This is a genomic window from Halobellus sp. Atlit-38R (genome assembly GCF_003665925.1).
GTDB classification, from domain to species: domain Archaea; phylum Halobacteriota; class Halobacteria; order Halobacteriales; family Haloferacaceae; genus Haloquadratum; species Haloquadratum inordinatus.
Window position 1 is genome coordinate 1 of the sequence record NZ_QXIJ01000070.1, and the last position, 786, is coordinate 786.

Genomic DNA, 786 nt, shown 5'->3' on the forward strand with positions numbered 1-786 from the left:
GCTCGGGTCGCGGTAGTCCGGCGCGGCGGTCGCGCCGTCGTGTCACTCACCCACACTTATAAGCGGGCCGCCGGAGTCGTCTCGGGTATGTCAAGTGATACCGAACCAAACCGAGACGGCGGACTGTACGAGCGACGGATCGGGACGCCGCGGACGACCGACGAGGTGAACGGCTACTGGCTGTTCGGCTTCGGGGTGCTGCTCGGGCTGGCCGACGTCGCGGTCTTCCTCCTCACCGAGTCGGCGACGACCGCGCGCGGCATCGGGTACGCGCTGGCGGCGCTTTCGCCCCCGTTCGTCATGCTCGGAGCCGTGATCCGGTTCCCGCTCCGCAGGCCGGGGACCGCCCTCGGCTACCTCGGGACGGCCGTCAGCGTCCTCGGCGTCGTCTGGTTCGTGAACGTCTTCCCCGACGGGTGGTTCAGGGCCTCGGGCGACCCCGCCGTGATCACCGTCTACGGCGTCGGGCTGCTGCTCATCGGGCTGGCGGGGACGGTCGTGCCGCTGCTCTCCGACCCCGTCTACGAGGACTACGAGCGGATGCGCGGCGAGGCGGCCGCGGCGACCGCGACCGCCGAGGAGACGAGCGGGGAGCTGGACGCGGCGCGCGACGAGCTCGCGGCCACCGAGTCGGAGCTCGACGCGGCGCGCGAGGACGCGACGGCCGCGGAGGCGGCGGCCGCGTCGCTCCGCGAGAGCAAGGCCCGGTTCGAGCTGTTCGAGGACGCGAGCGGGCGGCCGCGCTGGCGGCTCCGCCACCGCAACGGCAACGTCATCGCGACCTCC

Annotated in this window: 1 protein-coding gene; it reads left to right on the forward strand. The window is 73.0% G+C overall.

Translation table 11 applies throughout. From position 1 onward, the window contains the following. Window positions 1-87 precede the first annotated feature (87 nt). Window positions 88-786 (forward strand): YegP family protein (locus tag D3D02_RS18140; protein ID WP_121571320.1); only part of this gene is annotated, 699 nt, incomplete at its 3' end.